The organism is Dethiosulfatarculus sandiegensis, from assembly GCF_000931935.2.
Classification (GTDB): Bacteria; Desulfobacterota; Desulfarculia; order Desulfarculales; family Desulfarculaceae; genus Dethiosulfatarculus; species Dethiosulfatarculus sandiegensis.
The window spans coordinates 205,150-228,483 of sequence record NZ_AZAC01000078.1 but is presented as its reverse complement, the minus strand read 5'-3'; the positions used below and the strand labels follow the sequence as shown (position 1 = coordinate 228,483).

The window sequence follows — 23,334 nt, the reverse complement described above, 5'->3', positions numbered from 1 at the left end:
CGGGCTTAGCCGGTTTGACGCTTCATCAGGTCTGCAATAAGGCGGCTCAGGCCCAGGGCCGATTTCTCCAGGGATCCGGGGTGGGTTTCAAAAACCTCATCACAGGCGGAAAGATAGGCCTCTCTGGAATTCTCCCAGATAGCGGCCAGCTCATCCTCCAGTATTGGGTGGCCGGTCACCCTGGGGCGCTGGTTGTTTCTGATCCTTTGGGCCAGGATCTCCAAGGGAGCATTTAAAAGGATGATGGGGCCGGTCCCCTTAAGTTGATCCAGGTTCCAGGGGTAGCGCACCGTTCCCCCGCCCAGGGCAAACAAAATTCCGCCTTGGGCCGCGGTGCGCCTTACGATCCGGTACTCCAGCTCCCTGAAGGCCAGCCAACCCTTTTGCCTGACCAGCTCGTGAAAGGAAAAGCCCAGGCGGCGGTCAGCTTCCCGATCCAGATCCAGGAAGCTGAGCCCCAGTTCACTGGCCGCCCTTTGGCCCAGGGCGGATTTGCCGCTGCCCATCATGCCGCAGAGATAGGCGTTCATTGTTTTTTATCCTTGGCTTATCTTAAGCACGCAACAGGGGTCGCCCCCGCCCAGGGTTTTGGAAAGTTCCATGTTGACTCCGTGATAATCAGCCCGTCCCCTGTCGCCCTCCATGGCGATATCACAGTAAAGGGCCACCTTTTCAGGGGGCAGCCCCAGTTCTTTCCAGGCCTCGACCAGGGCGCAGTAACGCATTTTTTGTATGGCGTAGTTGTCTGCGATTTCTATCTCGGAATCAAACATCAGGGCAGAGCCCTTGTCCTTGTGCCTCTGAACCCAGGCCTGGGGGCTGAAATCCTTTACATCACTGGCCCCTTTCATGTGACCAAATTCAAAGATCGCCTCCCGACAGAGCTTTTCCACCTGGTCTTCAGGCAAAACCTGACTGAATTTTTTATAAAGCAGGGCAAACCAGATGGCCCGGTCCTTGATGGCTGCCCTTACCTTGGCAATGAGTTCAGCTTGGTGATCTTGCATGCAAAGCTCCTTAAGACCTTTAAAAGGCCACTTAAATTCAAAATGAAAAGGGAGGTGCGGTAATGGTCTTCCCCCCGGTCGGCAATAGAGGTGCTATTCAGGCAGACAACCGGTTCAAGCCCTTAGCCGTAAAAAAAAGGCAGATAAATTGAAACCGGCAAGGCCCGATTTATGCCTTGTGTAGAGCCTGTTTTTTGATCTGCGGTTTTAAAAGCCCCCTCAGCCAAAGGATATACCGGCTGTGAAGCATTGTTTCAAAGGGGAAGGGCAATTTCCAGGCCACCTATGGGGCAGTTCACTTGAGAAATCAACCACCTCTAAAAATAGCACATTTCTAAGCTGCCTATGCGGTAGTTCACAAGATAACCAATTTGTTCCGTCATCTGAAATTTTTCTAAGCTGCCTATGCGGCAGTTCACTATATCATTTAAGGAATTAAGAGCGGAATAATTTTCTAAGCTGCCTATGCGGCAGTTCACAGATGGCAAATGCTCAGATGAATACGCTTGACTTTCTAAGCTGCCTATGCGGCAGTTCACATAAAGACAGCAATGAGATTACGGTCTCTGCTTTTCTAAGCTGCCTATGCGGCAGTTCACAGAAAGGACAAGGGAGAATTGGGGATGCTGCATTTCTAAGCTGCCTATGCGGCAGTTCACTAAGAGAGTTTGATAAAGCGACAGATGAATATTTTCTAAGCTGCCTATGCGGCAGTTCACTGTTGGAGCGTATCACCGTGACTTTAAGCACATTTCTAAGCTGCCTATGCGGCAGTTCACATTTTGTGCATGTTAGCTCCCGTAAGCAAAAATTTCTAAGCTGCCTATGCGGCAGTTCACGACCGTAACCCCCACGGTTCCCTCCCCCATGCTTTCTAAGCTGCCTATGCGGCAGTTCACTAGACAAACGCCGTAAGGCAGGCATGGTTGAATTTCTAAGCTGCCTATGCGGCAGTTCACACGGTGTCCCACTTATGCCAGCGCATATCACCTTTCTAAGCTGCCTATGCGGCAGTTCACCCTTCCTGCTGTATTTTTTGTTATATCATTTATTTCTAAGCTGCCTATGCGGCAGTTCACGGCTTCCGCCGCCGCCAACCTCACTTGGCTGATTTCTAAGCTGCCTATGCGGCAGTTCACAGGGTGATCAATGTCAACCCCCGGTCTGTACTTTTCTAAGCTGCCTATGCGGCAGTTCACCAAGGAACGTCGCCCTCAAGTGGCACATGGCGTTTCTAAGCTGCCTATGCGGCAGTTCACTACTAATTGTTTGCGATGTTGTATGTATTGCATTTCTAAGCTGCCTATGCGGCAGTTCACTACCGAATTAGGTATTGCTCCCAGCGACATTTTTTCTAAGCTGCCTATGCGGCAGTTCACTGCGTCGCCAGTCCCAGGGAGGGGTGGGGGATTTTCTAAGCTGCCTATGCGGCAGTTCACAAATGGCTGGTATTCGGCGGATGGAAGTAAGATTTCTAAGCTGCCTATGCGGCAGTTCACATATTTCAGTTGATTGGCTACTAGGTGTAATATTTCTAAGCTGCCTATGCGGCAGTTCACCTGAATTTCGCAAAATAATCGGAATTTCTCCGTTTCTAAGCTGCCTATGCGGCAGTTCACGCAAATTCGAGCGCCCAACCGGATAACAATTTTTTCTAAGCTGCCTATGCGGCAGTTCACTAGAGATGTTTTCTTATAACATCCTAATTTGCATGAAGATATCCTAATTTTAGAGAATTTGACCCTTTTTTTGAGACGCTTTTTAACTCACCGATATTGCAGTGCTTTTTTTAGGGCCAAAAAAAAGGGTCAAAATTGAATCACATATTCACAATTGTTTTCGGGTGAAAAGCAGGGCCTGGTCCGGCTTGGAAGGGGGCTGGATTAAAGCTCCGGCTTATTGGCTTGGGGCTGTTTTTTGATTTTCCGTCAGGGGGAAAATCACTTCCTTGCGATCAAATCCGTTATTTGCCGGGAGCGGGGAGCAGATGGTGCTGTTTGCCTTCTCGTCCGGCAGGCAGGCCCAAGGATCGTGAAGTTTGCGGTCCGGGTTTTGCCCGGAGCAGAGCCCAAATCCCCCTCCGCTCGGTTTTATATGTTTCTATTCTGGATGCGGTTTTTGCCAAAAAAAGAAAAAGCCTTGGCTCAGGTAAGAATGCTTGAGTGTCGATATCCGCCAACTTGTCGGCATATAAGCGAAAATGAATTCAGCACCGCAGAGCCCCGCTTTGTGGAAAACAGATCTGAAAGATTTTTAAAAGGCCCAAAAGAACATTTACTTGACCCTGTTTTTAATTAATGTTAATTAGCTTGCTAGGTAAATCGGCAGGTTGCAATGGCTCTTTTAAAAGGGGCTTTTTGTTCACTTGCATTGCTTGTCGGTTTAAAAACCGCTGGGCAGGGCCGAGACCAAAGGCCTGAGAAGACCTTAACCGGAGATTCCCGACCAGGGAGAATCCTTTGGGAGCTGTTGAAATGTTACTAAATAATCCATGTCGTTTAAGTATCTTCGAACAATTATCCTTCAACTCTCGCCCCGCCTTTGCCGTGATCCCCTTCTCTGTAGTAGTACCCGTATCCTGCTGATCTTTTGCCCTTTGGGCGTCTTTATTTTTTCAAAAACTTAAATTTTCGGCATCAAGCCTGATCCCAGGGATCAAAGCCTGTGCGTCAGCTCTTTTTTAGTGCAGGCATAAAACCCGGATTTTGAGTGCCGACTGTCTGAAAAGGCTTTCATATTGATGAGTTGCCTTTGAGTGCCTGTTTTGGTTTTTCCCGTTCGGCCGCCGGTCGGACGGTTTCAAAAAGGGTTTATCAATCATTATTGGGAGGAAAAAATGAAAAAGTTAACCCGGAATTGGTTTCGATTGTGCCTGGCTGGTCTTTTCCTGGCGTTTGGGTTTTTGGTCGGCCAAGAGGCGATGGCCAGTGAGATAAGGGTGGGAGGGCTCTTTGATATGACGGGCCCCACCAGCGAGGTGGGGGCGGATTACGGCCAGGGGGCCATGGCGGCCGCCGACTACATCAACAAAAACGGCGGCATAATGGGGCAGAAAATAAAGCTTATCCCCAATGACTATGCCTATCGCATCCCCGATGCGGTTAATCTTTACAAGAGATACAGAAGCGTTGACAAGGTTTTTATTGTCCAGGGCTGGGGCACCGGAGACACCAATGCCTTGAGGGGTTTGGTGAACCGGCACAAATGCGTGTTTATGAGTGCAAGTTATGACGGCGGCCTGGCTGATCCCAAAAAGACACCCTACAACTTTTATATCGGCACCCCCTATGGCGAGACGATCCGCATGGCCTTGGATTTCGCCAAGTCAAAAGGGGCCCAAAAGTTTGTGTTTATCTATCCTGACCACCCTTACGGCAAAAATCCCATTCCCGCGGGCAAGGAATACGCCAAGGAGATCGGCCTTGAGGTGGGGCCGGATGAGATTGTTCCCCTTAAAGCCATCGACGCCACCAGCCAGCTTATGCACTTAAAGGAATTCAATCCTGATTACGCCTGGATCGGCAACACCACAGCCAGTGCGGCAGTCATACTGAAGGACGCAGCCAAGCTGGGGCTCAAGACCAAGTTCATAATCAACTGTTATGGGTTTGATCGAAACCTGCCCAGGCTGGCAGGAGGTGCGGCCGAGGGCAGGGCCTTTGGCATGATGCCGGTGGCGCCTATGGGCGCGGATGTGCCGGGCATGAAACCTGTCATGGAGGCGGCGGGAGGCAAAACCTACACCTATAATTTTGTTAAAAGCTGGGTCTCCATGCTGGTCATGGCCGAAGGCCTCAAAAGAGCGAAAAAGGCGGGCAACCTCAGTGGGCCGGGCTTGAGAGAGGCTCTGGAGACTATCAAGGATTTCGATACCGGCGGTTTGACCGCCCCGATCACCTTTTCCGCAAAGGATCACAGGCCCAACACCGCTCTCAGCATCTATACGGTGGGTGACAAGGGAAAACTGGTCAAGGTCAAGGACGCCAAGTTCCCCAGGCTTGATAAATACTTGGGTTACTAAAAAAACGGAAGGTTATTGCCGGCAAGTATTCACCCGGAGCCTTTAAAAGCCCCGGGTCGGCTTTCCGGCAAGGCCTTTCCGGGCTGTGACGGATGCCGCCTGGTAAAAGCCCGAGTTTTTACCAGGTGGCTTGCACCATAAAGACTCTTGATTGAGCAGGCCACCGTGGCGGGGTTAGATTGGAAATCGCTGGAACCTGGTTTGGCATATCCCCAAAGGCTTCCTTTGCCTTTAATCCTTATTGGTTTTGCCGGGTGTTTAAAAGGGGGGGGCATGGCAGCCGTTTTTTTAAGAGGAGAGATTTAAAATAAATTTTCGGCTTAAAGTTGTTTTGCTGCTTGACCATCTCCTGGTTTGCTGTTAATTATGTTTTTCATTGTTTTTTCGAATTCAGGAGAAATGTCATGAGAACACCAAAGGTATTGTTAAGTCGCGGGTCGCAAGACTCTTGTGCCTTTAACTCTTTCTCTGCCCGTTCCTCCCGAATTATTATCTCCATTCCCTCCATTATCAGCTCAATTTCCATTATCGGCTAATTCCGCTTTTTAAAAGGTGTTTCAAGGACCGCTAAGGGACTTGGAGCGGCAAATACCGGCCTATTGAACCGTTTTTCGGAAAAGATCCGTAATTTGGATTTGCCGGAACATTTGGTTTAGTTGGTCAGTATTAAAGCTTTGTCAACACCTTTTAGTGGCGGAGTAATCTGAAACCAACCAGGTATCTGGTATGGGATATCTATAATCTGTGCCATTTTTATGGATTTTTGTATCTATAAAGCACGGGAATATTTTCTGCCAAAGCCTGGCATTGATACAAAATTTAAGGCATTTGTTACTGAAAAGGAGTTAATTTAATGGGCGTGAAAAAGTTTTTCTATCTGGTCCTTTGCACCCTGGGCCTGGCTTTTTTTAGTGGCCCTTTTTTGAATTCGGCCCAGGCCAAAGTGATTAAGGTGGGTGGCCTTTTCGATCTCACCGGCCCGACCTCGGACGTGGGCAGGGATTACGCTGCCGGAGCCTTGGCTGCTGTTGATTATATTAATAAAAACGGAGGCATAGATGGAGATAAGCTCAAGCTTATCCCCAATGACTATGCCTATCGCATCCCGGAGGCGGTCAAGCTTTACAAACGCTACCGCAGTGTGGAAAAGGTTTTTGCCATCCAGGGTTGGGGCACAGGCGACACCAACGCCCTGCGCACCTTTGTGAACAGGGACAAGTGTGTCTTTATGAGCGGCAGCTATGATGGAGCCCTGGGCAACCCGAAAAAGACCCCCTATAACTTTTTTGTGGGGACCCCCTACTCGGAGACCATCCGCCTGGCCTTGTTGTTTGCCCAGAAAAAGGGAGCCAAAAAGGTCGCCTTCATTTATCCCGACCATCCCTACGGTAGAAACCCCATCAAGGCGGGCAAGGAGTTTGCCGAGAAACTGGGGCTTACCGTGGGGCCGGATGAGATTGTTCCTTTAAAGGCCATCGACGCCACCAGCCAGCTTTTGCATCTTAAGAAGTTCGACCCGGATTTCGCCTGGATCGGCAACTCCACAGCCAGTGCGGCTGTAATTTTGAAAGATGCCGCCAAGTTAGGGCTCAGGACCAAGTTTTTGGTCAACTGTTACGGAATGGATAGAAACCTGTTTAAACTCACCGGCGGAGCCTGTGTGGGCCGGGCCTTCGGCATGATGCCCCTGGCCCCAATGGGGGCCGAGGTTCCGGATATGCCCAAGGTCATGGCCGCTGCCAAGGGAGAGCCCTACACCCATAATTTCATAAAAAGTTGGGTTTCGATGATGGTCATGGCCGAAGGCCTGAAAAGGGCCAAAAAAGCCGGGGAGCTAAACGGACCGGGCCTGAAAAAGGCCATGGAAACCTTGAAGGATTTTGACACCGGCGGCTTGACTGCCCCGCTCACCTACTCCCCGACCGACCATCGGCCCAACACCAAGCTTGCCATCTTCAAGGTTAATGAAAAGGGAAAGATGGTGCCGGTTGAGAGTGTGAGTCTGCCCCGCAAAGAAGAATACCTGGGTTATTGAGACCGCTGGGACCGGTCGGGAGGGGCCGGTTCCCACGTGGAATGTACTTGGGAGTACGGCCGGGCGGGAAAAGCCTTTTGATTCGGAGGGTAAGGGCTTTTTCCGCCTGGAGCCCGGCCTTGCCTGCCCCCGGCGTCCGCCGCCGGGGGCAGGGGCCGGGTTTTTATATAAGGCGGATCTTAAAAAAGGGGCCTGTCAGGCCATCAGGGCGGAATAGGAGCGTATAAGCCGCTCCAGCTCTTCAGGTGCACTGACGGTGCTCATGAAAGTGTCGGCCCCGGCCTGTCTGGCCAGCTGCCTGTAGCGCGGTCCGTGCTCCATATCCATCAGAACGATCATAAGATCCGGGAATGAAGTCTTTAAGTCCTGGAGTCTCTCATAGCCCAGTTCGTTGGCGGCGTTTAAGTTGATCAAAAGAATATTGGGCTTAATCAGCCTGATATTGCGCTTCAACCCTAGCGGGGAGCACAGGCACCCGGCGCAAGCCAGTCCTTTTGTGCCGTCTATCAATTGGCACATAAAGTGCCGCAGGTTTTCCTCAGGCTCCATAAGGAGGACCTGCAAACCCTGTTCTTCCTTCATTTGTGCAATCTCCGGAACTGCTTGGACTTCGGTCTCTACCGGGAATCGTCCGGTTTTGACCAACAAACCCGCCCTGTTTGGTTCAATCCCTGATCAAAAATTTGGATCGGCTGCCTCACTCGGGCTGGTGATGCCAATATATCCATAGAGTTAACTTGGCCATATAGGGTATATGCCTCAAATCTCTTCCTTGGATACTTCATTTTGCCTCTGGGAAATGTTTTGCCGACTGGGCTGTGATAGTAGATAATTTGGTGTCCAGGATTCTTGTTTTCAGGATGATGCCATGGGGAGTACAATCCAACTGCCCGGATTCGGCTTTTCCGGGTCAATGCCAACTGATCAAAAAAGAACAGTTTTTGTTCCCGAAAGCGAGAGAACAGGGGATGTTTATGTCAAATGACCAGAGTGCCAGGGACTATTCCTGGCCCTGGCGGGGATATCTGGCCTTTTGCGTCCTTTTGATCCTCATTTTGGTTGGCGGCATCTATAGCCTGTGGGTCTCCAGCACCATCACCGCACAGGCTGAGAAGGAGAACCTGGCCGCCGACCTGGCCCAGGCTTTGAGTGGAGCCGAATTTATAGCCGATCATCAAAAAAACCTTTTGGACCGACTAAGGGCCATCGCCTTAAGAAACCGTTTCACCTATGCCTTTGAAGGTCGTGATCTTGCTGAGCTGCGTTCTGTACTGGTTCCTCTCATCCAGACCAATCATGAGATTAAAACTATTTTTCTGGCCGATGAAAAAGGCCAGGTTTTTTTTGGGCTTCCCCATCTGGTGGACAGGGAAGAGACCATAAAGGGGCTCCCTTTGCAGACGCCCAAACCCTGGGTCTCTTTTAATCTCCTGGGACTGGAAAAGGGAAGGCCTTCTCTCACCGCTTTCAGCGTGCCGATCAAAAACCGAGATGAAAAAATCATAGGCTATCTGGGACTGAACCAAAGAGGCAGCGTTTGGAAAGATTTTTTTGTCCGCATCTCCGCCAGACCGGGGCGCACCTTTTTGCTTTACGACCAGAGGCGAAAACTGGTGGCCGCAGGCAAAAACGCAAGCAAGCTGTTGGACAGGGATATAAAGGTGCTATCAGACCCCAGCCTTTTGCATGATGTGGCAAGCGAGCGCCCCTGGGCCGGGATCGTGGAAGGGGCAGAGGGTAAGGCATTTGTCACTGCGGCCATAGTGCCGGGATTAAACTGGCTTGTGATTGTGGCCCAGGACTATGAAGCCGCCATGAGATCCAGTCGGGCCATGGGGGAGAATATTGTTTTTTTTCTGCTCCTTTTACTGTTATGCCTGTTTTTACTTGGTTTTATGCTACTTTCCCGCTACAGGGTGCAGCAACAGGTGTTGGCGCGTTTGGGCGGGGAAGTGGAGAAGCGAACTGCGGACCTGGCTTATACCACTGAACAATATCGCAGCCTGGTGGAAGACCTGCCCGATATTGTCTATGAAATTGATGCCGTGGGGGTTTACACTTTCTTAAGTAATTCCGTGTATTACGTGTTGGGCTATCAACCGGAGGAAATGGTCGGCAGACTGCGTCGGGATTCAGTGCACCGGTCTGACCGATACAAGTTTGATGATGAATGGAAAAGGGGTGAGCGTGGAGAGGAGATCAGCATCCTTGCCCTGCGCCATATACACAAAAATGGTTCGATACGCTGGCTTTCGGTTCATTCACGGGGCATTTTCTCCCCCTCGGGCCAGGTAATCGGGCGCAGGGGCGTGGCCAGGGATGTAACCCAACAGGTGCTGGCTGAAAAAAGGGTGCGGGAGCTTTCCCGCCAGCTGATCTCCACCCAGGAAGAAGAGCGCAAGCGCATCGCCCTTGACCTGCATGACGAGATGGGGCAGATGCTTTCGGCTCTCAAGATAGGTCTGCAGGCCCTGGCCAAGAGGGAAGAGTTAAAGGATTCCGAAGAATTGGCCAGGCTTATTCGCCTCACTCAGGTGGTGATGGATCAAATAAGGGCGCTCGCCCATAGGCTGCGTCCCTCCATTTTGGATAATTTCGGCCTAAAGGCCGCCTTGGAGGATCTCTCGGAAACCCTGGCTGAATCTGAACTTCTGGAAGTGACCTATCATTTGGAGGATCTGCCCAAGAATCGGATATCACCCGAGATGGAGATATCATTGTTCAGGGTTGCCCAAGAGGCCCTGACCAATGTTTTAAAGCATTCCCAAAGTGAGAAGGTTGAGGTCAGGCTTGAAAAGGACCGGGACTGTGTGAGGCTGGTGGTAAGGGACCAAGGGGTTGGTTTTGATGTGGACCAGGCCCTGGAAGACGGTAAGAGGTTGGGTCTTTTGGGCATGGAAGAGAGAATCGGCCTTCTGGGAGGTCATCTTTCCATTATTTCCGGTGAAAAGGGGACCACCATATTGGCCGAGGTGGCAGTGGGGTGAAGACATGACAAAGCTGTACAAAGCGGTGATCTGCGATGATCACGCCATATTCAGGGCTGGATTGAAAAGTGTGTTGGCGGCTATCCCTTCCTTGGAGATAGTCGGTGAAGCGGCAACCGGTTATGAGGCCTTGGAGGCGGTGAAAACGCTCAAGCCGGATCTGGTCACCATGGACATAGCCATGCCCGAGCTGAGCGGCATAGACGCCACCAGGGAGATAATTTCCATATTTCCCCAAACCAGGGTGGTGATTTTAAGTGTTCATTCGCGCAAAACCTTTATCCTGGAGTCGCTGAAGGCCGGGGCCAGGGGGTATGTGCTGAAGGATTCGGCCGGAGAAAAGCTCTGCGAGGCGGTTGAGACGGTTTTAAAAGGCGAGTGTTTTTTGGATTCCCCGGTGGCGGCCCGGATTGTGGATGAGTTTGTCAAGCTCCCGGACCAGGAGGTTAATGTCAAACAGACCCCTGAACGCCTCACGGACCGGGAGCGCCAGATTCTGCGTTTGATTGTGGAAGGAAACACCAATAAGAGCATTGCCTCCAAATTATGCTTAAGCCCAAAGACCGTGGAAAACCACCGGGCCAGGATCATGAGCAAACTCGACAGGCACGATCTCATAGGCCTGGTTAAATACGCTTTGGCCAATGGCCTGGTGGATGCGGATTCCTGGAGCCGTTGAAAATAAACCCCTATATTAAATTGGGGACGTCCGTTTTTTTAGGAAGAGAGTTAACTGAGACCGGTTTTGCTGCGTATACCCCTGATCCGTTTTATACTGTAACTTTGCCTGGAAGTCAGAGTTTGGCATATCATATTTTTGGGCTGTGATATTTAAAGGTAACTCGTCTCTTGGAAAAGAGGATACCTGTGCTCAATTATTATCCAGGATCTGAAAACGACTGGCATAGCAAGCAAAAGAACGCCTGTTATGAAAAAGAGGCCCAAAAGGCCGAGTCCATGGCCCTTAATAACAGCGCGCTTGTCACTTTGGAGCTTCTTTTGACCGGAGCTTTTGCCCCGGTCGATAAATATTTGGGATCTCAGGACTGTGACCGGGTTATAAGGGATATGCGCCTTGGCAGCGGAGCAATTTTTCCCCTGCCGGTGACTCTTGAGGTCTCGGCCGACTTGGCATCCCGTTTAGCTTGCCAAGATAAACTCGCCCTGCGCGATCCGGAAGGGTTTCTTTTGGCCCTGCTCACGGTGGAGGAGGTCTGGCAGCCGGATTTTGTTAAAGAGGCCGAATTGATTTGGGAGCTTGGGAACCCGGAGGAAAATCCCCTGGCCAAGGCCTATTGTCAAAAGCAGGGGCATTATAGAGTGAGTGGACCGGTGCAAAAGGTTTCCGTGCCCGTTCACCACGATTTCAGCTATCTGAGGGCCACCCCCAGTGCAATGAAGGCATTTATCAATAAGAATTCCTGGGAGCGGGTGATCTCGTACCATTCCACCTATACCTTGCACCGCGCTGAATATGAGCAGACCAGACAGGCGGCAAAAGAGGCGGATGCCCATATCCTGCTTCATCCCGTGGCGGCCATAGCGCCGGTGGGAGACCGCTCCCACTATTCCAGGATAAGATCCTATCAAAAAGCTCTTAATCTCTATCCCCGGGATTTGGCCACCTTGAGCCTGATTCCCCTGGAGCCCTGGGGCGCAGGTCCCAGAGAAGCCTTGTGGCATGCCCTGGTAAGGAAAAATTACGGCGCAACTCACATCATGATTGACAAAAATCATGGCGAACCTCCTTTCCATCTTTGGGAGGGATCCCCCTTTTATGCCGACTGGAAGGCTTTTGATTTGGTCTCGGCTCATCAAAAAGAGCTGGGGATCACGCCCGTTAAACTGCCTGAAATGGCTTTTTCCCTTTCCAAGGGAAAGCACCTGCCTGTCGCTTTGATGAATAAGACGGATGTGTCGCCACAATTGACCCCCAAGGAGGTGCGTCGGCGCTTGGAAACAGGCCGTTCCATTCCGGAATGGCACTCATTCCCCGAGGTGCTGGAAGAGTTGAAAAAAGCCTATCCGCCTCGTAATGAGCAGGGCTTCACGGTTTTTCTAACCGGCCTTTCCGGCTCCGGAAAATCCACCCTGGCCAAGGTCCTGGTTTCCAAGTTTTTGGAATTGGGAACCAGGGCGGTTACCTTGCTCGATGGGGACCTGGTGCGTAAAAATCTCTCAAGTGAGCTTAATTTTTCCAAGGAGCACAGAGAGATAAATGTCAAGCGCATAGGGTTTGTGGCCAGCGAAATTACCAAAAACGGAGGCATTGCCATCTGCGCCCCGATTGCCCCCTATGAAGAGTCCCGCAGGCATAACCGGGACTTGATAGGCAGCCTGGGCGGTTATATTGAGGTTTATATCTCCACCCCCCTTGAGGTCTGTGAACAAAGGGACCCCAAGGGCATGTATGCCAAGGCCAGGGCCGGGCTGGTCAAGGGATTCACCGGAATAGACGATCCCTATCAGGCGCCGGAAAACGCCGAGCTTGAGATAGACTTTACTGACCTAACCCCCGAACAGGGCGCTGAAAGGGTTATGCTTTATCTTGCCCAGGAGGGCTATTTGGGTTAAGAGCATGGCTTGCCCCGACAGTTTTCAAAAAAAACCATGACAAGGATCTGAATAAGCCTATGCAACTGGTGAACATGCCTTTGAAAAACGGAGCCTTAATCCATTTGATAGGTGCGGCCAGGCCCAACTTCATGAAGATCGGGCCGCTTTTTCACGCTATCAAGCAAAATCCGTTGCTCAAAGGAGTTATTGTTCATACGGGCCAGCATTATGACCGTAATATGTCGAGAGGCTTTTTTGAGGATCTTGGCCTGCAACAACCCCATATCAACCTCAATATCGGCAGCGGCACCCATGCGGAGCAGACCGGTCGAACCCTTATGTCCTATGGGGAACTGCTTTTGAAAGAGAACCCCCGGCTGGTGGTGGTGGTGGGCGATGTAAACGCCACTTTGGCCTGTGCCCTGGCCGCCGCCAAGCTGGGGGTGCCTGTTGCTCATCTGGAGGCCGGGCTGAGATCCTATGACCGCACCATGCCCGAGGAAATAAACCGGCTTTTGACAGACACCCTGGCCGACAGGTTGTGGACCCCTTCCGAGGATGCCGATCAAAATTTGATCAAAGAGGGAATCGATCCGGCCCGGATAAAGCTGGTGGGCAATATCATGATAGATTCCCTGGAGATGATGCGCCCTAAAATAGAAGCGGACCGGACAGCAAAGAGCCTGGGTCTCAAACCCCGCGAATATGCAGTGGTGACCCTGCACAGGCCCGCCACGGTTGACAGCGGGCAAAAACTTTCTCAAATGATCCGAATATTGCGGGAATTGAGCGAAAGGCTGGAACTGGTTTTTCCGGTGCATCCCCGAACAAAGAAAAACCTGGAGGAGTTTGGCCTTTGGCGGGAGCTTGGCCGGACTACCGGTCTTAAGCTTTTGGAACCCTTGAGTTATATTCCTTTTATGAATATTTTGTTTAACAGCCGTCTGGCCATAACGGATTCCGGCGGGCTGCAGGAAGAGACCACTTACCTGGGCATTCCCTGTCTGACCATGAGGCCCAACACGGAAAGACCCATTACCGTAACCCGGGGAACCAACCGTTTATGCAAGGCCGAAGAACTGACGGGATTGGTGCATGAAATCTTAGAGAATCCGCTTAAAAAGCCTGATCCCCCCAAGTTCTGGGACGGTAAGACAGCCCAAAGGGTGACCGCGGATATAGAGCGGATGCTCCTTAAATAAAATTATTTTTCCGAATGGCGGCAAAAGGGCCGTCCATAGGTTTTTATTTAGCCGAAAAAGCCGGGGCAGATGATGCCTGGTGAAAACTTGGGTGGCCAAGCGGCTTGAATCACACGCCTTAAAAATAGTTTGGTGATTCGGCGCGTCGTCTTCCCAAAAGGCCTGAAAAGTTTTTTGTTCCAGGGAGCGCGGCCCCTTCACGGATTCATAGCTCATATCTCAAAAAGCCGTTTTTCAGGTGCCGGACCAGGACAGATTCTGGTAAATGGTACCGAGTCTGTGGTAATTCATATTGTTATTGTAAATAATCTTGTTCGGATAAAAAAATGGACCGCAACCAGGCAGCCCAAAGGGCTGGTGAGCTTTCAGAGTTTTTAAGACATCATAACTACCTTTATTACACTAAAAACACTCCTGAAATTTCAGATGCTGAATATGACCGCCTCTTGGCGGAGTTAAAAGACCTGGAAGATAAATACCCGGAGCTTGCAGCCTCGGATTCCCCTACTCATACAGTGGGGGCTCCCTTGAAGTCCAGCTTTGCTCCGGTAGTCCATTTCAGGCCCATGTTAAGCCTCGAGTCAGCAGCCGAAGCCAGGATAATGGATGATTTTTTCCGGCGTTTGGCCGAGTCCAGGCTGGAAAACACCGATCTTCTGGTCCAGCCCAAAATGGACGGGCTCAGCGTGGAGCTGGTCTACCGTCACGGTATTTTCACCACCGGCTCCACCAGGGGGGATGGTCGTCAAGGCGAGGACATCACCCCCAATTTAAGGACCATAGCGGATATCCCCTCGCAACTGAAGCCAATTGAACTTGGCGAATATGGAGAAGAAACTTCGCCCCAGACCGGTCTGTTCAGCCAAAATACAGTAAGGCGGGTTCCTGACCTGGTGGTGGTCCGCGGCGAGGTGTACATAACCTTGGCAAGCTTTGATCAGCTAAATCAGGGCCTGATTGCTCAAAATGAGACGCCCTTTGCCAATCCCAGAAACGCGGCCGCAGGCTCCCTGCGCCAGATGGATCCCAGGGTGACTTTCACGAGGCCCTTGAGCTTTTTCCCCTTTGAACTGGTAAATGCCTCTGAACTGGGGGTGGCTTCAGATCACAAGGCCTTGGAGTTACTGGCCGATCTTGGCTTCAGGCTGGAAAATGACCACCTGCAAAAGGGCAAGGGCAGGGAATTTGTCGATCGCCGCCACGCCTGGTATCAGGAGCAAAGGGATAATCTACCCTTTGAGATTGACGGCATGGTGGTCAAGGTTGATTCCTTGAGCCACCGGGATCTCTTGGGGGAGCGCTCCCGCAACCCCCGCTGGGCGGCTGCCTGGAAGTTTCCCCCCAGGCAGGAGGTCACAGAGGTGCGTTCCATTGTAATTCAGGTTGGCCGCACCGGAAAACTGACGCCGGTGGCCCTTTTAAGACCGGTGGATGTGAGCGGGGTCACGGTGAGCCGGGCAACCCTGCATAATTTTGGAGAGGTGGCCCGACTGGATGTACGGGAAGGCGACCTGGTCAGGGTAGAGAGGGCAGGCGATGTCATCCCCAAGGTGGTGTCGGTTGAAAAAGAGGCCGATCCCCGCTCGCTTGCCTTGAATCCCCCTTCGGTTTGTCCGGTCTGCGGGGAACAGGTCGTGGTGGAAGGGGCTTATCACCGCTGTCCCAACTCCCTGGGCTGCCCGGCCCAGGTCATGGCCTCAATCAGGCATTTTGCGGGTCGCGCAGCCCTGGATATTGAGGGCCTGGGCCCAAAAAGGGTGACTCAATTAATGGACAGGGGATTGCTCAACGGGCTTGATTCTCTGTATAGTTTGGTTCAAAAGAGAGATGAACTGGCCAGGCTGCCCGGTTGGGGGGAGCTTTCGGCCGATAACCTGCTCAAGGCCCTTAACAAGACAAAAGGGGCCACGTTTGATCGCTTTCTGTTTGGCCTTGGCATTCCCGGCGTGGGCCAGGCCACAGCCAGGGAACTGGCTCTCAAATATCCGGGCCTGGAGGACTTGATCAGTTCCTCCAAGGAAAAATTGGCCCAGGTTGACGGTGTGGGCCAGGTGGTGGCCGAGCAGATTAAAGAGTTTTTCAGTCACCCCCAAACCCTGGAAGCCGCCCGTAAGTTGGCGGGTCAGGTGGCTCCCGCGGCCCTGGTCCAGGAATCCGGTCATGATTTGCCTTTAGAGGGACAGACCCTGGTTTTTACCGGAACCCTCACCGCCATGAGCCGGAGCGAGGCCAAGGAAAAAGCCCTGGCCCTGGGAGGTAAACCGGTGAACAGCGTTTCAAAAAAGACCTCCCTGGTGGTGATAGGCGAAAATCCCGGTTCCAAGGCCGAAAAGGCGCAAGAACTGGGGGTGAAGATTGTGACCGAACAGGAATTTTTAGAGATGACAAAGGAAAAATAAGGAGTCCCAAATGACCGATACCCAGGCAAAAGTAATTATTTCAGGAGTGGTGCAGGGGGTCTGGTACAGGGCTCACACCGAAAAACAGGCCCGTTCCCTGGGCCTTACAGGTTATGTCAAGAATCTGCCTACAGGCCAGGTGGAGGCTGTCTTCACCGGCCCCAGGGAAACAGTGGAACAGGCTATAAGCTGGTGTCACCAGGGCTCGCCCAACGCCCGGGTAAGCAAGGTTGAGGTTAAATGGCTTGATAAACCTGAGTCATACCCTGATTTTGGCATTCGCTACTAGCCTGGGCGGAAAAGGTGCTGTAAGATGCGGTGATAACGACTTTTAAGATCACCCCCTTCTCACACGTTTAAATATGCGGAGCATTGTCTATGTCGCCACGCCGTAAGCCGTCAGATATTTTAAGATTATTGATCTGTCTGGCCCTAATTTCTGTTCTGGCATTGGCTTCGGGCTGCGGTTTCTCCACCCTGGCCTCTGATACAGCCAAGTATGTGGGGGAAACCTTTTCATCCAAGGGAGACTCCTTACGCAAGCGGATGGTTGCCTTGCCCTTTACCAGCGGAGTTGAAGGCCTTAAGCCAAAGGCGGATGAGATCTATGGGCAACTGGTCGCCAAGCTGGGGGAAATGGATAATATCCACTTGGTGGACCCGTCCCGGCTTACGGACGCCGAGGCCATGGTGCCCAAGGAAATCACCGATCCTGAAGAGCGTCTGGTCCTGGCCGCCCGCAAGCTGGGGCTCAATGTGGTGTTAAGGGCCCAGATCACCGACCTTTCGGTTACCCATCGGCTCACCGGCATCTACGGTATGAGAGAGAATACGCCTTTTTTGAACCTGGAACTGGATATGGCCCTGGTGGATGTTATCTCCGGTGCTTTTTTTGATGTGGGAAGCATCAAGTCCAATCTGGAAATTGACGAGGTCAAGGCCCAGGCTGTTGCCATGGGCGCCAAGCCGGACCCCAAAAAGGTGGATGAGCTGGTCAAAGAGCTGACTGAACCCAGTATGGAATGGGTGGAGGAAAAGCTTGAAGACCATAAGTGGAGCGGCTTGGTGCTGGCAGTGGAAGGCAACAGGCTTTTGCTCACCGTGGCCAGGGACACCGGCTTGAATCAGGGTGATTTGCTGGCGGTTCAGGCCCTGGGAGAGAAGATCAAATCCGGCTCGGGCCGCATGGTGTATCTGCCCGGTAAGCTGATCGGCAAGGTCCGGTTGCTGGAGTTGGGGCAAGACACTTCCTGGGCTGAGGTTGTCCCGCCCGAGGTGGTTGAAAAACCCGAACCCGAGAAACTTTCCGATGAAAAACTGGAAGGCGAGAAAATGGGTGATGAGGCAAAGGCCAAGCCCGAGCCCGAGCCCAAGCTGGAACCTGAACCGGTCGTCTATAAACCCGGACAGGTGGTGCGTCCCTTATAAGGTTTGCACACGGGTCAAACGGGGAAAACCGTTTTCATTGTTGTCCAAGGGGGCCTTTTAAAAAAAACCGGCAGACGCCAAAAGCCAGCTCTAAATTGATCAAATACCCCTGCTCAGACAACTGGGCGGGGGTTTTGTTTTTGTTCAAAGGCCGCGGAAAGCATCTGTCTGGCATGTTCCCTTGCCGCCTGTCCGTCGCCTTCGCCTGCCAGCATGCGGGTAAGCTCGTGGATGCGCTTGTCCTGATCCAGGCGGATCAGGTTGGTTATGGTGCGCCCGTTTGCCACTTCTTTTCTCACTACAAAGTGGCGATCGCCCCAGGCGGCTATCTGGGGCAGGTGGGTTATGCAGATCACCTGCATGTCTTTACTCAAGCGGGCCAGCTTGCGGCCCACAGCCGATCCGATAGCCCCGCCTATGCCTGCGTCAACTTCGTCAAAGACCTGAAGCCCCGCACTTCTCTTGTGGGCCGCCAAGGCCTGTAGGGCCAGCAGTATGCGGGAAAGCTCTCCGCCGCTGGCTATCTGGGCCAGGGGGCGATAACCCTCTCCCGGGTTGGGGGCCAGGTAAAAATGCACTTCTTCCAGGCCAGAAGGGGACAAGGGGCCTTTTTCCGTTTCCAGCGCGTTTGCATTAGGATGCTTGAACCTGATCTCAAACCGGCAGTGTTCCATGCCCAGTTCCTTGAGCTCGCCCTCCACCGCCCGGGCCAACTTCCTGCCGGAATCTTTGCGTCCGGTGCTTAAATCCCCGGCCAGGGCCAGGGTTTGTTCCAAGACCCGGCTGTATTTTCCTTCCAGCTCTTTCAGGGTGTCCTCGCCCTTTTCCAGGCCGGCCAGCTCCCTTTTGGCCTGCTCCAGGGTCTTAAGCGCGCTTTCCACGTCACCGCCGTATTTGCGCACCAGCCTCTGCAAAGAGGCCAGCCGGGATTCAAGCCAATCCAGCCTGCCGTGGTCAAAAGAGAGCCCGGCCAGGTAGTCGCGCAGCTCGGTGCCCACGTCGTCCAGTTGGTAATAGGCCTCTTCCACCGTATCGGCCATGGTCTTGACCCTTGGGTCAATCCGGGCCAGATCGATCAGCATGTCCCGAACCTTGGAGAGGTTCTCCAATACGGAATCCTGGTCAGCGGCATAAAGGGTGTGGTCGGCCCCGGAACCCAGCCTCATGACCTTTTCCGCATTAGCCAAAAAACTTCGTTCAGCCTTGAGGTTTGCCTCTTCGGCCGGATCAAGTCCCGCTGCTTCCAGCTCGTTGATCTGCAGGTTGAGAAAATCCCGTTTCAGTTCCCGGTCAGCCAGGTCTTTTTGGGTTTTTCTGATTTGGTTTGAGAGTTTTTTAAGCTCGGCTACACCTTTTTCGACCTGACGGCGGTTTTCCTCCAGGTTGGCAAAGGCATCGAGTAGATACAGGTGCTCTTCCGGACTCAGGAGGCTTTGATGGGCATGCTGGCCGCAGATGCTGACCAGAAAGGGGGCCAGCTCGGTCAGTCGGCTCAAGTTGGCCAAAGATCCGTTTATCTGCACCCGGTTTCTGCCCTGTTGGTTTACAACCCTTTTGATCACCAGCTCCCGGTCTTCTTGGGGATCTTCCAAAAGGTCTCCGGCCGGGCTTGGTTGGGAGAGTTCAAAAAGAGCCTCCACCACGGCGGAATCACTGTTTTCCCTGATAAGTCCGCTGGTTGCCCTTTGCCCTAAAATCAAGCTCAAAGCGGCCAGGATAATGGATTTTCCCGCGCCGGTCTCACCGGTTATCACGGTCAGGCCGGGGCCCAGCTCCATCTCCAGGGATTTGATGAGTGCGAAGTCTTTTATTCGAAGAAAGCTAAGCATAAGCGCCCTAATCAACCTCTGCGAGTCTATCCGGTGAGCCGGACGAAATTAGACCTTAAGGTTTGCTTTACACCCTGTTTCAAGATTCCAAAATACCCTTATCCCCCAGGCCGGTCAAGCTCCCGGAGTATGCCCCCCGTCTCGTAAACCGGATGTTCATATAAAAGGAGGTCTTTTGAAACATTTTTTATTTTATCTTTTTTTTCAGTTAGTTGAATATGAATGCCTCCCCCCTGGTTTTGGGGTTGAAGGCTGTTTTCTTTAACTCTTTCCCGGCATCCCATGGGAATTGGTTTGCTTTTTGGTATATTACCTCCATGTCCGAGTTAAAGGCACATAAACCTGACCTGCGGGACTTAAGCGCCATGGAGGTGCAGGATCTCATGGTTCGTCTGGGCGAAAAGCCCTATCGGGCCAGGCAGATTCTGGCCTGGCTCTACAGAAGGGGCGCTCGGGAAATTTCGGCCATGACCGATCTTTCCAAGGAACTGCGCAGAAGGCTGTCCGAAGCCGCTTCCTTGTTCTGGTATGAACCGATCAAGGTGGAAGAGGCGGGAGACGGCACCAGAAAATTTCTCCACCAGATGGCCGATGGCGCCCTGGTGGAGAGTGTCTTGATGCCGGAGGAGGACCACAGCACCCTTTGCGTTTCCACTCAGGTGGGTTGCCGCCAGGGGTGCCGCTTCTGCCGAACCGCTTCCTTGGGTTTTCAGAGAAACCTGACTCCGGCCGAGATCATGGGGCAGGTGCTGGTGGCCAGGGATCTGGCCGAGCCTGACAAACCCTTGACCAACCTGGTCTTCATGGGCATGGGCGAACCCTTGGATAACCTGGATTTCGTGTGCCTGGCCCTGGATAATATTCTTGGCGAATATGGGCTTCAGATGAGCCAGCGCAAGGTTACGGTCTCCACAGTGGGCAGGGTGGATAAACTGCCAGAGTTCGCCAGGGCCACAACCGCGGCCCTGGCTGTGAGCTTGAATGCGCCCAATGACGAGTTGCGGTCCCGCCTGATGCCGGTGAACCACCGTTACGGCCTGGACCGGTTGAAAGAGGCCCTCATGGCCTATCCCCTTAAGCCCACCCGGCGAATCACCCTGGAATATGTCCTTTTGGGCGGGGTGAACGACCAGCCCGAGCATGCCAAACAGTTGATGCGCTTTTGCCATGGCCTGCGCTGCAAGGTCAATCTTATTGCCTTTAATCCCTTTCCAAAGGCCGAATTCCGGGCTCCTTTGCCCGATGAAGTGGCCGCCTTTCAAAACGCCCTGGTAGAGCACCATATCACCGCCTTGGTGCGCAGACCCCGGGGTGCAGATATCTCGGCCGCCTGCGGCACCTTGGCTGCCCGGCATCACGCTTGACAACTGTTTTTCACCCGAGTACAAAAATTTATTCCCTTTTGTACTGAAAAAGGCAGGATTTAGATGGTCAAATTAGATTTTGAAAAGACAAAAGGACTGATCCCCGCCATAGCCCAGGACGCGGCAACCGGCGAGATCCTGATGCTGGCCTATATCAACCAGGAGGCCTGGGAAAAGACCCTTGAGACCAAAGAGGCCCATTATTGGTCCAGGAGCCGCCAGGAATTGTGGCACAAGGGCGGTACCAGCGGGAACGTACAAATAATTAAAGATATTTATGTGGACTGCGACGACGATACCGTGATCTACAAAGTGGAACAGATCGGTGGCGCGGCCTGCCATACCGGAATGCGGACCTGCTTTTACCGCAGGGTTTCCGGAGATGAATTGGTGACAGAAGGCGAACCGGTGTTTGATCCTGAGGAGGTTTACGGAAAATGAAGGAAAAATTGAAACTTGGCATCCCCAAAGGCAGTCTGCAGAACGCAACCATACGCCTTTTTGAAAGGGCCGGCTGGAAGATAAACGTAAACGGCCGTTCTTATTTCCCCGAGATCAATGACGATGAGATTGATTGTTCGCTTTGCCGGGCCCAGGAAATGAGCCGTTATGTGGAAAACGGCACCCTGGACGCAGGCCTCACGGGCAAGGACTGGATCCTGGAGAACGACTCCGTGGTGGAGTATGTGGAGGAGATGGTCTACTCCAAGGTCTCGGCTCGTCCGGCCCGCTGGGTTTTGGCTGTGGACAAGGATTCCGGGATCAAAAAGGCGGAGGATCTGGCCGGTAAAAGGGTGGCCACTGAGATGGTCAATTTCACCCGCCGCTTTTTTGAAGAAAAAGGCATACCCGTGGAGGTGCATTTCTCCTGGGGCGCAACCGAGGCCAAGGTGGTCAACGGCCTGGCCGACGCCATAGTGGAGGTCACCGAGACCGGTTCCACCATAAAGGCTCACGGCCTTGAGATTATAGATGAACTCATGCAATCCACCACTCAGCTCATTGCCAATAAAGAGGTCTGGCAGAACCCTGAGAAGCGTAAAAAGATCCAGCAGGTTTCCCTTCTGCTCAAGGCCGCTTTGGTGGCTGAAAAGCTGGTGGCGCTCAAGATGAACGTGCCTAAGCTCAAATTGCAGGATATTGTCGAGGCCCTGCCCAGCTTAAACGCTCCCACCGTGGCCAATCTCTATGGCAGCGAATGGTTCAGCGTTGAGACCGTTGTGGAGGAGGGTAGGGTGCGCGATCTGATTCCCGAGCTTATGGATAAGGGCGCGGAAGGCATCATAGAATACGCACTGAATAAGGTAATCTGAGAGATAAAGGGGAGTCAATAACCATGAGCTGCACCAAACGGGCTGAGAATCTGCCCGCATTCATAGTAATGGACGTGCTGGAAAAGGCCCAGGCCCTGGAAAAAGAGGGCAAGGAGATTATCCATCTGGAGGTGGGTGAGCCGGATTTTGACACCCCCAGTGTGGTCTGCGAAGCGGCCTACGAGGCCATGAAAAAGGGCCGCACCCATTACACCAACTCCCTGGGCGTGCCCGAACTGCGCCAGGCCATATGCGATCATTATCACCAGACCTATGGGGTGGAGGTGGACCCGGACCAGGTTGTGGTCACCTCCGGCACCAGCCCGGCCATGCTTATGATCTTCAACGCCCTTTTGGAACAGGGCGATGAAGTGATCATAAGCGATCCCTGTTATGCCTGTTACGAAAATTTCATCACCTTCACCGGCGGCAAGGCTGTGCGCATCCCGGTCAGGGAAGACGATGCCTTCCAGTATCGGCCCGAAGAGATAAAGGCCCAAATAACCGGTAGGACCAAGGGATTGATGCTCAACTCCCCTGCCAACCCCACCGGTCAGGTCATGAGTGCCGAGCGCATGAAAGCCATCGCCGACCTTGCTCCGGGCACGGACGGCCCGCCTTATGTGATCAGCGATGAGATCTACCACGGCCTTTCCTATGGCGACGAGGACCACAGCATCTTGGAGTTCACCAAGGACGCCTTTGTGCTGAACGGCTTTTCCAAGCTCTATGCCATGACCGGCTGGCGCCTGGGTTACATCATCTCTCCCAAGACCCATATCCGGGCCTTGCAGAAGATGCATCAAAACTTCGCCATTTGCGCTCCTTCCATGAGCCAGTGGGCCGGCATCGCCGCCCTGACCCAGACCAGGGAAGAGACCGAGCGCATGAAGGAAAAATACAACGCCCGCAGGCTGCGCCTGGTGGAGGGGTTGCGTCAGTTGGGACTGGGCATCAAGGTGCCGCCCACCGGGGCCTTTTATGTCCTGGCCAAGGCGGATCACCTGGACCCGGACGACTACCGCCTGGCCTTCCATATCCTGGAAAACGCCGGTGTAGCGGTGACCCCGGGCTGCGATTTCGGCCCCGGCGGCAAGGGCTATCTCCGGTTCTCCTATGCCAACAGCCTGGAGAACATTGAAAAGGCGCTTACGCGTCTGGACGACTATATCAAACGTTTTTACAGCTAAGGC

General features: G+C 52.8%; 17 protein-coding genes and 1 CRISPR repeat array. Of the genes, 13 read left to right on the top strand and 4 right to left on the bottom strand.

The annotated features are described in order from the left end of the window. Nucleotides 1–5: 5 nt before the first annotated feature. Nucleotides 6–530, bottom strand: coding sequence for a shikimate kinase (locus X474_RS24770; RefSeq protein ID WP_052515621.1), 525 nt, complete (start codon nt 528–530; stop codon nt 6–8). A gap of 6 nt (nt 531–536) precedes the next feature. Next, nucleotides 537–1,007 carry an L-2-amino-thiazoline-4-carboxylic acid hydrolase gene (locus X474_RS24765; RefSeq protein WP_052515620.1) on the bottom strand — a complete coding sequence of 157 codons (471 nt, stop codon included), beginning with the start codon at nt 1,005–1,007 and terminating at the stop codon, nt 537–539. Nucleotides 1,008–1,278: 271 nt separating this feature from the next. Further along, nucleotides 1,279–2,686: a CRISPR direct-repeat array (repeat unit 28 nt; unit sequence TTTCTAAGCTGCCTATGCGGCAGTTCAC). 1,157 nt (nt 2,687–3,843) lie between these two features. Here X474_RS24765 and X474_RS24755 point away from each other — a divergent pair. Further along, the gene (locus tag X474_RS24755; RefSeq protein WP_156360928.1) at nt 3,844–5,028 is read left to right on the top strand and encodes an ABC transporter substrate-binding protein; all 1,185 of its coding nucleotides are present in this window, start codon (nt 3,844–3,846) and stop codon (nt 5,026–5,028) included. Between the two features lie 853 nt (nt 5,029–5,881). Then, nucleotides 5,882–7,063: an ABC transporter substrate-binding protein gene (locus X474_RS24745; protein WP_052515618.1), complete on the top strand. Its 1,182-nt coding sequence runs from the start codon at nt 5,882–5,884 to the stop codon at nt 7,061–7,063. Between the two features lie 195 nt (nt 7,064–7,258). On the opposite strand, the gene X474_RS24740 is transcribed toward X474_RS24745, so the two are convergent. Continuing rightward, entirely contained in the window at nt 7,259–7,645 is a 387-nt protein-coding gene (locus X474_RS24740; RefSeq protein WP_044352758.1) for a response regulator transcription factor, read from the bottom strand. A 392-nt stretch (nt 7,646–8,037) separates the two neighbouring features. Here X474_RS24740 and X474_RS24735 point away from each other — a divergent pair, with 392 nt between their 5' ends. The 7 genes from X474_RS24735 to X474_RS24705 all read left to right on the top strand — a co-directional run bounded on the left by X474_RS24735 (nt 8,038) and on the right by X474_RS24705 (nt 17,635). Beyond that, entirely contained in the window at nt 8,038–10,050 is a 2,013-nt protein-coding gene (locus tag X474_RS24735; protein WP_044352757.1) for a sensor histidine kinase, read from the top strand. Nucleotides 10,051–10,054: 4 nt separating this feature from the next. Beyond that, nucleotides 10,055–10,729, top strand: a complete 675-nt coding sequence (locus X474_RS24730) for a response regulator (protein WP_044352756.1) — start codon at nt 10,055–10,057, stop codon at nt 10,727–10,729. Nucleotides 10,730–10,917: 188 nt separating this feature from the next. Continuing rightward, on the top strand, nt 10,918–12,624 hold the full coding sequence (locus X474_RS24725; RefSeq protein WP_056009693.1) for a bifunctional sulfate adenylyltransferase/adenylylsulfate kinase: 1,707 nt from the start codon (nt 10,918–10,920) through the stop codon (nt 12,622–12,624). Between the two features lie 59 nt (nt 12,625–12,683). Next, nucleotides 12,684–13,808, top strand: coding sequence for a non-hydrolyzing UDP-N-acetylglucosamine 2-epimerase (wecB, locus tag X474_RS24720; RefSeq protein ID WP_231688378.1), 1,125 nt, complete (start codon nt 12,684–12,686; stop codon nt 13,806–13,808). Nucleotides 13,809–14,134: 326 nt separating this feature from the next. Further along, on the top strand, nt 14,135–16,207 hold the full coding sequence (gene ligA / locus X474_RS24715; protein ID WP_044352755.1) for an NAD-dependent DNA ligase LigA: 2,073 nt from the start codon (nt 14,135–14,137) through the stop codon (nt 16,205–16,207). A 10-nt stretch (nt 16,208–16,217) separates the two neighbouring features. Then, nucleotides 16,218–16,496 (top strand): acylphosphatase, encoded by a 279-nt coding sequence (locus tag X474_RS24710; protein ID WP_044352754.1) that lies wholly within the window; start codon nt 16,218–16,220, stop codon nt 16,494–16,496. Between the two features lie 89 nt (nt 16,497–16,585). After that, the gene (locus X474_RS24705) at nt 16,586–17,635 is read left to right on the top strand and encodes a hypothetical protein (protein ID WP_156360925.1); all 1,050 of its coding nucleotides are present in this window, start codon (nt 16,586–16,588) and stop codon (nt 17,633–17,635) included. A 113-nt stretch (nt 17,636–17,748) separates the two neighbouring features. Here X474_RS24705 and recN read toward each other — a convergent pair whose 3' ends face one another. Beyond that, a complete protein-coding gene (gene recN / locus X474_RS24700; RefSeq protein WP_044352751.1) occupies nt 17,749–19,464 on the bottom strand; it encodes a DNA repair protein RecN in 1,716 nt (571 codons plus the stop codon). Nucleotides 19,465–19,781: 317 nt separating this feature from the next. Here recN and rlmN point away from each other — a divergent pair, with 317 nt between their 5' ends. The 4 genes from rlmN to X474_RS24675 all read left to right on the top strand — a co-directional run bounded on the left by rlmN (nt 19,782) and on the right by X474_RS24675 (nt 23,331). Beyond that, entirely contained in the window at nt 19,782–20,828 is a 1,047-nt protein-coding gene (gene rlmN, locus X474_RS24690; RefSeq protein ID WP_044352748.1) for a dual-specificity RNA methyltransferase RlmN, read from the top strand. 63 nt (nt 20,829–20,891) lie between these two features. After that, entirely contained in the window at nt 20,892–21,269 is a 378-nt protein-coding gene (gene hisI, locus X474_RS24685; protein ID WP_044352747.1) for a phosphoribosyl-AMP cyclohydrolase, read from the top strand. After that, a complete protein-coding gene (hisG, locus tag X474_RS24680; protein ID WP_044352746.1) occupies nt 21,266–22,141 on the top strand; it encodes an ATP phosphoribosyltransferase in 876 nt (291 codons plus the stop codon). Before hisI ends, hisG begins: the two co-directional genes overlap by 4 nt. Nucleotides 22,142–22,164: 23 nt before the next feature. Beyond that, entirely contained in the window at nt 22,165–23,331 is a 1,167-nt protein-coding gene (locus tag X474_RS24675; protein ID WP_044352745.1) for a pyridoxal phosphate-dependent aminotransferase, read from the top strand. Nucleotides 23,332–23,334: the final 3 nt, after the last annotated feature.

Excerpts from the sequence above, each read along its gene's own strand:
- X474_RS24770 (WP_052515621.1), bottom strand. The coding sequence starts at position 530 with ATGAACGCCTATCTCTGCGGCATGATGGGCAGCGGCAAATCCGCCCTG.
- X474_RS24765 (WP_052515620.1), bottom strand. The coding sequence starts at position 1,007 with ATGCAAGATCACCAAGCTGAACTCATTGCCAAGGTAAGGGCAGCCATC.
- X474_RS24755 (WP_156360928.1), top strand. The coding sequence starts at position 3,844 with ATGAAAAAGTTAACCCGGAATTGGTTTCGATTGTGCCTGGCTGGTCTT.
- X474_RS24745 (WP_052515618.1), top strand. The coding sequence starts at position 5,882 with ATGGGCGTGAAAAAGTTTTTCTATCTGGTCCTTTGCACCCTGGGCCTG.
- X474_RS24740 (WP_044352758.1), bottom strand. The coding sequence starts at position 7,645 with ATGAAGGAAGAACAGGGTTTGCAGGTCCTCCTTATGGAGCCTGAGGAA.
- X474_RS24735 (WP_044352757.1), top strand. The coding sequence starts at position 8,038 with ATGTCAAATGACCAGAGTGCCAGGGACTATTCCTGGCCCTGGCGGGGA.
- X474_RS24730 (WP_044352756.1), top strand. The coding sequence starts at position 10,055 with ATGACAAAGCTGTACAAAGCGGTGATCTGCGATGATCACGCCATATTC.
- wecB (WP_231688378.1), top strand. The coding sequence starts at position 12,684 with ATGCAACTGGTGAACATGCCTTTGAAAAACGGAGCCTTAATCCATTTG.
- ligA (WP_044352755.1), top strand. The coding sequence starts at position 14,135 with ATGGACCGCAACCAGGCAGCCCAAAGGGCTGGTGAGCTTTCAGAGTTT.
- X474_RS24710 (WP_044352754.1), top strand. The coding sequence starts at position 16,218 with ATGACCGATACCCAGGCAAAAGTAATTATTTCAGGAGTGGTGCAGGGG.
- X474_RS24705 (WP_156360925.1), top strand. The coding sequence starts at position 16,586 with ATGTCGCCACGCCGTAAGCCGTCAGATATTTTAAGATTATTGATCTGT.
- recN (WP_044352751.1), bottom strand. The coding sequence starts at position 19,464 with ATGCTTAGCTTTCTTCGAATAAAAGACTTCGCACTCATCAAATCCCTG.
- rlmN (WP_044352748.1), top strand. The coding sequence starts at position 19,782 with ATGTCCGAGTTAAAGGCACATAAACCTGACCTGCGGGACTTAAGCGCC.
- hisI (WP_044352747.1), top strand. The coding sequence starts at position 20,892 with ATGGTCAAATTAGATTTTGAAAAGACAAAAGGACTGATCCCCGCCATA.
- hisG (WP_044352746.1), top strand. The coding sequence starts at position 21,266 with ATGAAGGAAAAATTGAAACTTGGCATCCCCAAAGGCAGTCTGCAGAAC.
- X474_RS24675 (WP_044352745.1), top strand. The coding sequence starts at position 22,165 with ATGAGCTGCACCAAACGGGCTGAGAATCTGCCCGCATTCATAGTAATG.